Origin of the sequence: Thiohalocapsa sp. ML1, assembly GCF_001469165.1 — a bacterium.
Classification (GTDB): domain Bacteria; phylum Pseudomonadota; class Gammaproteobacteria; order Chromatiales; family Chromatiaceae; genus Thiohalocapsa.
On sequence record NZ_JABX01000085.1, the window covers coordinates 1 to 9,561 of the forward strand.

General features: G+C 68.8%; 7 protein-coding genes. 4 read left to right on the forward strand and 3 right to left on the reverse strand.

What is annotated here, in order from left to right; translation table 11 throughout:
• Positions 1 to 469: 469 nt before the first annotated feature.
• From serS to crcB, 3 genes are all read right to left on the reverse strand, one after another.
• Positions 470 to 1,771: a serine--tRNA ligase gene (gene serS, locus ML01_RS25985; RefSeq protein ID WP_058558283.1), complete on the reverse strand. Its 1,302-nt coding sequence runs from the start codon at positions 1,769 to 1,771 to the stop codon at positions 470 to 472.
• 70 nt (positions 1,772 to 1,841) lie between these two features.
• Positions 1,842 to 2,213 carry a DUF190 domain-containing protein gene (locus ML01_RS25990; RefSeq protein WP_216819285.1) on the reverse strand — a complete coding sequence of 124 codons (372 nt, stop codon included), beginning with the start codon at positions 2,211 to 2,213 and terminating at the stop codon, positions 1,842 to 1,844.
• Positions 2,210 to 2,584 carry a fluoride efflux transporter CrcB gene (crcB, locus tag ML01_RS25995; RefSeq protein WP_216819286.1) on the reverse strand — a complete coding sequence of 125 codons (375 nt, stop codon included), beginning with the start codon at positions 2,582 to 2,584 and terminating at the stop codon, positions 2,210 to 2,212. Before crcB ends, ML01_RS25990 begins: the two co-directional genes overlap by 4 nt.
• A gap of 731 nt (positions 2,585 to 3,315) precedes the next feature.
• Between crcB and ML01_RS26000 the strand changes: the two genes are divergently transcribed.
• From ML01_RS26000 to ML01_RS26015, 4 genes are all read left to right on the forward strand, one after another.
• Positions 3,316 to 4,125, forward strand: coding sequence for a hypothetical protein (locus ML01_RS26000; protein WP_156428018.1), 810 nt, complete (start codon positions 3,316 to 3,318; stop codon positions 4,123 to 4,125).
• Between the two features lie 377 nt (positions 4,126 to 4,502).
• On the forward strand, positions 4,503 to 7,157 hold the full coding sequence (gene aceE / locus ML01_RS26005) for a pyruvate dehydrogenase (acetyl-transferring), homodimeric type (RefSeq protein WP_058558286.1): 2,655 nt from the start codon (positions 4,503 to 4,505) through the stop codon (positions 7,155 to 7,157).
• 56 nt (positions 7,158 to 7,213) lie between these two features.
• Positions 7,214 to 8,947, forward strand: a complete 1,734-nt coding sequence (gene aceF, locus ML01_RS26010) for a dihydrolipoyllysine-residue acetyltransferase (RefSeq protein ID WP_058558287.1) — start codon at positions 7,214 to 7,216, stop codon at positions 8,945 to 8,947.
• 78 nt (positions 8,948 to 9,025) lie between these two features.
• Positions 9,026 to 9,496: a DUF29 domain-containing protein gene (locus ML01_RS26015; protein WP_058558288.1), complete on the forward strand. Its 471-nt coding sequence runs from the start codon at positions 9,026 to 9,028 to the stop codon at positions 9,494 to 9,496.
• Positions 9,497 to 9,561 lie beyond the last annotated feature (65 nt).

Genomic DNA, 9,561 nt, shown 5'->3' on the forward strand with positions numbered 1-9,561 from the left:
CCCGGCTCCGGCCCGGCTCGCCATCTGCGCCAACGAGCGGGGTGCGCGAGACGACGCTCTGGTTGACTGGAGTGTTGACCTCTAGGTCAACACGGCGACAGAGTGCGATGCACTGATCTCGCGAGCGCGGAGCCGACCTGGAGGTCGGCTCTCCGGCCCGGTCCGGCCCGGCTCCGGCTCCCCATCTGCGCCAACGAGCGGGCTGCGCGAGACGACGCTCTGGTTGACTGGAGTGTTGACCTCCAGGTCAACACGGCGTCCGAGCGCGATGTGATCTCGCGAGCGCGGAGCCGACCTGGAGGTCGGCTCTCCGGCCCGGCTCCGGTCCGGCTCCGGCTCGCCATCTGCGCCAACGAGCGGGGTGCGCGAGACGACGCTCTCCGCACTTGTCGGACGGCGGCTGCGCCTCGTTGGGAATGTCCGCCGCGAAGCACCGCCGGGGCATACGCTTCGACCCCGCTGGCCAGGCTCAGGGCACCAGCACCTCGGTGCCGCCCATGTACGGCGCCAGCGCCGCCGGCACGCGGATGCTGCCGTCGGCCTGCTGGTAGTTCTCCATGACCGCGACCAGGGTGCGGCCGACGGCGAGGCCGGAGCCGTTCAGCGTGTGCAACAGCTCGGGCTTGCCGGTGTCGGGGTTGCGCCAGCGCGCCTGCAGGCGGCGCGCCTGGAAATCGCCGAAGTTGGAGCACGACGAGATCTCGCGGTAGCGCCCCTGCCCCGGCAGCCAGACCTCCAGGTCGTAGGTCTTGCGCGACGAGAAGCCGAGATCGCCGGTGCAGAGCGTGACGACGCGATACGGCAGCTCCAGGCGCTGCAAGATGGCCTCCGCGTGGCCGGTGAGGGCCTCTAGCGCATGGAAGGACTCCTCCGGCCGCACGGCCTGCACCAGCTCCACCTTCTCGAACTGGTGCTGGCGGATCATGCCGCGGGTGTCCTTGCCGTAGGAGCCGGCCTCGCTGCGGAAGCAGGGGGTGTGGGCGACCCATTTGCGCGGCAGGTCGGCGGCGTCGACGATGACGTCGCGCACTAGGTTGGTGACCGGCACCTCGGCCGTCGGGATCAGATAGAAGTCCCGCCCCGCCTCGCCCTCGTCGGACTGCCCGCCCGGCACGCGGAACAGATCCGCCGCAAACTTCGGCAACTGACCGGTGCCGGTCAGGCTGTCGGCGTTGACCAGGTAGGGCACATAGGTCTCGGTGTAGCCGTGCTCGGTGGTGTGCACGTCGAGCATGAGCTGGATCAGCGCGCGATGCAGGCGCGCGAGCGGGCCGCTCAGCACGACGAAGCGCGACGCGGTGAGCTTGGTCGCGGCGTCGAAGTCCATCCAGCCAGCGGGCACGCCTAAGTCCACGTGGTCTTTAGGCTCGAAGCCGAAGTCGGGCGGCGTGCCCCAGCGGCGCTCCTCGCGATTGGCGGACTCGTCGGCGCCGTCCGGCACGCTCGCGTCGGGGAGGTTGGGCAGGCCGAGCGCGATGTCCCTCAGCCCCGCCTGCAGCTCGTCCAGCTCTGCTTCGAGCGCCTTCAGCCGGTCGCCGAAGGCCGCGACCTCGGCCCGCAGCGGCTCGATGTCCTCACCCGCGGCCTTGGCCTTGCCGATGGCCTTGGAGCGGGTGTTGCGCAGGTTTTGGAGCTCCTGCGTTTCGATCTGCACGTCTCGGCGCCGCGCCTCCAGGGCCTCGATGCGGTCGGTGTCGACGCGAAAGCGACGGCGGGCGAGCGCAGCGGCGACCTGCTCCAGGTCCGTGCGCAGCAGTTTCGGGTCCAGCATGGTTCGGTCTCTGTGCAGCAAGGTGGCGGCGCGGTATTCGCGGCGGAAACGCCGCGCCCGCGCCGGTGGATCAACGCCCTTCGTGCCGGCCGTTGGATTCGACGTCGACGCTCCAGGACACGACATGGCCAGGCTCGACGAAGTCCTTGATGCGCTCGATGGCGGCGCGGGCGCGCTCCGGCCGGTCGAAGAACTCCAGCACTAGCGGCAGGTCCGCGGATAGGTCGACGAGCGCCGCGCTGTGCACGACGCCGGACGCGCCGAAGCCGGCGATGCCGCGCGTCACCGTCGCGCCGCAGACGCGCAGCTCGTCGTGCAGACACCTCAGCAGCGGCTTCAAGCCGTGGTCCGACTCGCCGAGATAGACCCGCACCATGGTGGCCTGGCGCGGCGCCTGCTCGGCATCGCCGGGCGCGGGCGGAGTGGATGGCGACTCGCTCATAAGGCCCTCGCGGCAATGATGCCGGCCCAGCACGCGCCGATGCAGACGACGACGCTGAAGCCGACGTTCAACAGCGCCCGCAGCATCTCGCCCTGCTCCACCAGCGTCAAGGTCTCCAGCGAGAAGGTCGAGAAGGTCGTAAAGGAGCCGAGAAAGCCGATCAGCAGCGCCGCGCGCACCTCCGGCCCCACCAGGCTGCGCTCCAGCAAGAGCACGAACAAGAGCCCCATCGCGAAGGAGCCAAGCACGTTGACGCTGAGCGTGCCCCACGGGAACTCCCGCCCCAGCAGTCGGTAAACGCCGTTCGACACGAAGAACCGGGCCAGTGCGCCGAGCGCACCACCGCCGGCGATGGCGAGGAGTTGAAGCACCAGTCGTTCCCTTGTTTCGCTGCGCTGCCGATGCGGCATCAAGGGTGCGGATTGTAGAGGACGCGCGGGGTACTGGCTTGCCCTGCCCCGCACCCGCACCCGCACTAGCCCGCACTAGCCCGCACTAGCCCGCACCCGATTACGTGACGGAGCCGAATGCTTGCAGATGAGTCAAGTTTCGAACGGCGCGGCGGACTGGCCAGGTGCGTCGCGATCGGGATCGGGATCGGGATCGGTTGCCACTCGGTTCGATTTCGATTTCGATCGCGATGAGCACGACTCGTCCGTCTGAGGTGATGCGTCGCTAGATTGCTTGACGGCGCGGCATGTTTGCTGATGAGTCAAGCTACCCAACGACACCTGAGCCAAGGGCCAAGGGAGACCCCTCGGCCCTCGGCCCTCGGCCCTCGGCCCTTGGCCCTTTGGTTCACTTGCGGCAACGAGCGGGCTGCGCAAGACGACGCTCCGTGCCCTGGTTGGTCTTAGGCTCTGCCTCGCTAGGCATAGTCACGGGCTATCGCGCCAGGAGAACTGTCGCTCGGGTCTGTTGATAATTTAGCGAGTTCTTATATACTGCAAGCCGTCTGCCGCGCCGCCGCCTGTCTTCCGGGGCCGCAGACCGTCGCAACGATACAAAGATCGATCTCTTGCTGACCTGGAAACCCTTCCGGCTCGGGCACGGCGCCAAGCGCCCCGCAACTGCCCCCGCCGACCTACCAAAAGGTAGAACAATGAAAATGCTTGCCCTGTCCGTCTCCGTTGTCGCACTCGCCGCCGCCGCTACCGCGGCCGCCCAGTGGTACGCACCCGGCCACGTTCCCCACACAGCGCCGGTCCCCTATGTCGCCCCCTACGGCGCCTACGCACCGGTGGCACCGGTGGCACTGGTTACGCCGGAGCAGCACGAGGCCTTCGCCAAGCAGCAGATGGCCCGGGCCGAGCAGCAGGGCAAGGCCATCGAGGCCATGATGGAGCAGCAGCGCCAGTGGTTCGAGCAGATGGCACCGCAGGTTCCGATCGCTGCGCCGCCGCGTCCGGAGCGCCCGGACATGCCCGCCTTCGGTGAGCGCCCGGCCATGCCGGAATTCCCGCAAATGCCCGAAATGCCGGCCTTCGGCGAGCGTCCGGCCATGCCGGAATTCCCGCAAATGCCCGAAATGCCGGCCTTCGGCGAGCGCCCGACCCCGCCGGAATTCCCCGGCTTCACGCGCCCGGAGCCGCCCGCGATGCCCGCCTTCGAGCTGCCCGAACTGCCGGCCTTCGGCGAGCGCCCGGCCATGCCAGCCATGCCGGCCAGCATGAACCCTGATGCCCGCCAAGCGGAGCTGAAGGCCCATCGCGAGCAGATCCAGCAGCGCGCCGCCGCCCGCCGCGCAGAGATGCAGAAGCTGGCAGAGCAACGTCGCGCCGCCCATCGGGGCATGCCGATGCGGGCCTACGGGCCGGCCCCGGCGCCGACGGACAGCGAGGCACCTGCCGCCGAGCCTGCCCCGGCCGCCCCGACGAACGCCGCCACGGACACCCCGGCCGGCAACAGCTAACAGCTAAGCTGATTGACGTGGTCCGGGCTTCGAGCCCGGCCAAGCTAGGCCAAGTCAGGCCAAGTCAGGCCAAGTCAGGCCAGGATGGCCCGACCACCTGATCGGCACCAAGCCCCCGACCAGCGCCGCTGGCCGGGGGCTTCTGGTGTCTGGACCCGCCGTGGCCGGCATAATGTCCAAAGTCGTGGGCGCCCGGCGGATGCGCTCCGCTCAGGCCCCGGAGAATTCGACCCCCCAATGATCAGTATTTGCGAATAGTCGAGCCCTGGGTTAGCGTGCGCGCTTGCCGCCGCGCCGGGAGCACCCGCCCGGCCCACCGCCGCTCAGGTCGCCACGCGACGCCCGATCAGCCCAGGTTCAGCGCGATAGGAACCCCCATGGCCAACAAGCCCGACATCGACCCCCAGGAGACACAGGAGTGGCTCGACGCCCTCGACGCCGTGCTGGAGCACGAGGGCACCGAGCGCGCGCACTACCTGTTGGAGCGGCTCATCGACAAGGCGCGCCGCTCCGGCGCCTACCTGCCCTTCAGCGCCAACACGGCCTACCTCAACAGCATCCCGGTGCAGAAGCAGGACCGCTTCCCGGGCGACCGCGCCATGGAGCGACGGATCAGGTCCTTCGTGCGCTGGAACGCGATGGCGATGGTGGTGCAGGCCAACCGACTCTCGACGGAGCTCGGCGGGCATATCTCGTCGTTTGCCTCCAGCGCGACCCTCTACGACATCGGCTTCAACCACTTCTTCCGCGCCGCGAACAAGGACTTCGGCGGTGATCTGGTGTTCATCCAGGGCCACTCGGCGCCCGGCGTCTATGCCCGCGCCTTCCTTGAGGGCCGCATCAGCGAGGAGCAGCTCTACGCCTTCCGCCAAGAGGTGGACGGCAACGGCCTGTCGTCCTATCCGCATCCGTGGCTGATGCCGGGCTTCTGGCAGTTCCCGACCGTATCGATGGGGTTGGGGCCGATCATGGCCCTCTACCAGGCGCGCTTCATGCAGTATCTGACCGACCGCGGCGTGCTGAACACGGAGGGCCGCAAGGTCTGGGCCTTCCTCGGCGACGGCGAGATGGACGAGCCGGAGTCCTTGGGCGCCATCTCGCTCGCGGCGCGCGAGCGCCTCGACAACCTGGTGTTCGTCGTCAACTGCAACCTGCAGCGGCTCGACGGCCCGGTGCGCGGCAATGGCAAAATCATCCAGGAGCTGGAGGCAGTCTTCCGCGGCGCCGGCTGGAACGTCATCAAGGTCATCTGGGGCAGCTACTGGGACCCGCTGCTCGCCCGCGACAACAAGGGCCTGCTGCTAAAGCGCATGGAAGAGTGCGTAGACGGCGACTACCAGGCCTACAAGGCCAAGGGCGGCGCTTACACGCGTGAGCACTTCTTCGGCAAGTACCCGGACCTCGCGGAGATGGTCGCGAACATGACCGACGAGGACATCTGGCGCTTAAACCGCGGCGGCCACGACCCGATCAAGATCTACAACGCCTATGCCGCCGCCATGGCGCACCGCGGGCAACCGACAGTGATCCTGGCCAAGACCGTGAAGGGCTACGGCATGGGCGTCGCCGGCGAGGGCATGAACATCACGCACTCGCAGAAAAAGATGGGCGAGACGCACCTCAAGGCCTTCCGCGACCGCTTCAACATCCCGATCTCGGACGATCAGATCGCCGCCGCGCCCTTCTACAAGCCGCCGGCGGACAGCCCCGAGATGAAGTACCTGCACGAGCGCCGCGACGCCCTAGGCGGCCCGCTGCCGGCGCGCAACGCCGACTTCAAGCCGCTTGCGGTGCCGGGGCTCGACGCCTTCGGCCAGTTGCTCGAAGCCAGCGGCGACCGCGAGCTGTCCACCACCATGGCCATGGTGCGCCTGCTCGGGCTCATCATCCGCGATAAGGACATCGGCAAGCTCGTCGTGCCCATCGTGCCGGATGAGGCGCGCACCTTCGGCATGGAGGGCATGTTCCGCCAGCTCGGCATCTATTCCCACGTCGGCCAGCTCTACGAGCCGGTGGACTCCGACCAGGTGATGTACTACCGCGAGGAAAAGAACGGCCAGATCCTGCAGGAGGGCATCAACGAGGCCGGCGCCATGTCGTCCTGGATCGCCGCCGCCACGGCCTACGCCAATCATGGCCAGGCCATGATCCCGTTCTACATCTACTACTCGATGTTCGGCTTCCAGCGCGTCGGCGATCTCATCTGGGCCGCCGGCGACATGCAGGCCAGGGGCTTCCTGCTCGGCGGCACCGCCGGGCGCACCACGCTCGCCGGCGAGGGCCTCCAACACCAGGATGGCCACAGCCACCTGGCGGCAGCGACCATCCCGAACTGCGTCAGCTACGACCCGACGTTTGCCTACGAGCTGGCCGTGATCGTGCAGGACGGCATGCGGCGCATGTACCAGGAGCGGGAAAACTGCTTCTACTACATCACCGTCATGAACGAGAACTACCCGATGCCGGCGCTGCCGGACGGGGTCGAGGACGGCATCCGCCGCGGGCTCTACCGCCTGAGCCAGGCCGAGTCGGGCGCGCATCGGGTGCAGTTGCTGGGCAGCGGCACCATCCTGCGCGAGGTCATGGCAGCAAGCGAGCTCTTGGCGCGGGACTTCGACGTCGCCGCCGATGTCTGGTCCGTCACCAGCTTCAACGAGCTCCGCCGCGACGGCATGGCCGCCGAGCGCTGGAACATGCTGCATCCCGACGAGTCGCCGCATCTGCCTTATGTCGCCGAGCAGCTCGGCGAGACCGAGGGCCCCATCGTCGCCGCCAGCGACTACATCCGCACCTACGCGGACCAGATCCGGCCGTATCTGCAGCGGCGCTACGTCGTGCTCGGCACCGACGGCTACGGACGCAGCGACATGCGCAGCCAGCTTAGAAAGTTCTTCGAGGTGAACCGCTGGTACGTCGCCGTCGCGGCGCTGAAGGCGCTGGCCGACGACGGCGCCATCGAGCCCAAGCTGGTGCGCGAGGCCATCGAGAAGTACCGCATCGACCCCGAGAAGCCGAACCCCCTGACCGTCTGACCACGGTGTTGTTCGCTACCCATCCCTAGCACGAACCGCATCCAGGAGTACCCACCGTGGCAAGCACAGAGAACGTCCTGCTGCCCGACATCGGCGACTTCACCGACGTCGAGATCATCGAGATCCTGGTCGCCCCCGGCGACCGCATCGAGCCGGAGCAGTCCCTGCTCACACTCGAAAGCGACAAGGCGACCATGGAGATCCCCTCGCCCATCGCCGGCACCGTGCAGGAGGTCAAAGTCGCCGTCGGCGAGCGCATCGGCAAGGAGGCGCTCTTGATGACGGTGGAGACCGACGGCGTCGCGACCGAACCCGCGGCACCGGCACAGACGCCCGCTGCCGAGCCCGCGCCGCCGACACCGCCCGCGCCGCCGCGCGCCGCCGACCCCGCCGGTGCAGCCGCCACCGCTGCGCCGGAACCGCCGCCCGCGCGCGCAGCCGCCGCGCCGGCCGAGCTCATCGACGTCCGCCTGCCGGACATCGGCGACTTCGGCGAGGTGCCGATCATCGAGGTGCTGGTGGGCGTCGGCGACCGCGTCGAGCCGGACCAGTCCATCCTGACGCTCGAATCCGACAAGGCGACCATGGAGATCCCCTCGCCCGCCGCCGGCGAGGTCGAGTCCATCGCGGTCAAGGTCGGCGACACGCTGAACCGCGGCGACCTGATCTTGCGGCTGCGCGGCAGCGCCGTCCCGATGCCGGCCGACGACGAGCTGGCCAGCTCCGCCGAGGAGGCCGAGCAAACCCAAGCACCGGCCGCGATCCCGCAGCCCGAGGCCCGCGCCGAGGCAGCCGCCGCCCCGCTGCCGGGCGAGTCCGAGCGCCGCAAGGCCCCGGTGCTGCCGCGCCCCGCCGACATGCAGGCCATCGCGAGCGGGCGCACGCCACACGCGAGCCCGGCGGTGCGCCGCTTCGCCCGCGAGCTCGGCGTGGACTTGGGCCAAGTGAAAGGCAGCGGCCGCAAGGGGCGCGTGGTCAAGGACGACGTGCAGGCCTACGTGAAGCAGATGCTGAGCGCCGGCGCGCCGCAGGCGCCCGCGGCCGGGCTGCCCTTCCAGCTCCCGGCAGCACCGGCGGTGGACTTCGCCAAGTTCGGCCAGGTCGAGACCCAGCCGCTGCCGCGCATCAAAAAGATCAGCGGCGCGCACCTGCACCGCTGCTGGCTCAGCGTGCCGCACGTCACCCAGTTCGACGCGGCGGACATCACGGAGCTTGAGGCTTTCCGCAAGGAGCAGAAGGCCGCCGCCGAGGCGGCCGGCGTCAAGCTCACCTTTATGCCGTTCCTGCTCAAGGCCGTGGCCGGCGCGCTGGCGCAGATGCCGACGCTCAAGGCCTCGCTCAGCGCCGACGGCGAGGGCCTGGTCATGAAGCACTACACGCACCTCGGCGTGGCCGTGGACACGCCGAACGGGCTCGTGGTGCCGGTGCTGCGCGACGTTGACAAGAAGGGCGTCTTCGACCTGGCGCGGGAGCTCATGGCCATCAGCGCCAAGGCCCGCGACGGCAAGCTCCTGCCCGGCGACATGCAGGGCGGCGTGTTCAGCATTTCGAGCCTGGGCGGCATCGGCGGTACGGCGTTTACGCCCATCGTCAATGCACCGGAGGTCGCGATCCTGGGCGTGTCGCGCTCCGAGATGAAGCCGGTCTGGAACGGCCGTGAGTTTTCGCCGCGGCTGATGCTGCCGCTGTCGCTCTCCTACGACCACCGCGTCGTCGACGGCGCCGAGGCCGTGCGCTTCACGACGCTGCTCGCGAGCCTGCTCGGGGATATTCGGCGGTTGTTGTTGTAGGCGCTTCGGCTATCCTCGCCGTCGATCGCACCGCCGGGAGATTCCGTTGCTCGCACAACCCGATTCGGAGGCATCCCGATGAGCTTGCTCCGTAACCTATACGACCAGGACTATTCGGCCTGGGCCGCGCAGACGGCCGAGCTGCTGCGTCAGGGGCGGTTCGCGGAGCTGGACGTGGAGCACCTGGTGGAGGAACTGGGCGATATGGCCAAGACCCAGCGCCATGAGCTGGTGAGCCGGCTGCGCATCCTGCTCGCCCATCTGCTGAAATGGCAGTTCCAGGTTCGGCAGCTCTCCGAGCGCTGGGCCGAGTTTGAAGGCAAGAGCTGGCGCAACACGCTCATCGAGCAGCGGCTCGCCCTGCGCTACCTGCTGGAGGAGAACCCCGGGCTCAAGGGCTACCTGCCGGCGGCAGTCGCGAAGGCGTACCCGCAGGCGCTGGAGCTTGCGGCACGGGAGTCGGAGCTGCCCACCGAGACCTTCCCCGCCGCTTGCCCCTACTCGGAGCCGCAGATCCTCGACCCGGATTTCCTTCCGCCTACGGAATGAGCAACGCGGCCTGTCGGTTTGGCTGACGCTCACGTCGGCGCACCCAGGCGGCGGCGCCCCCCGGG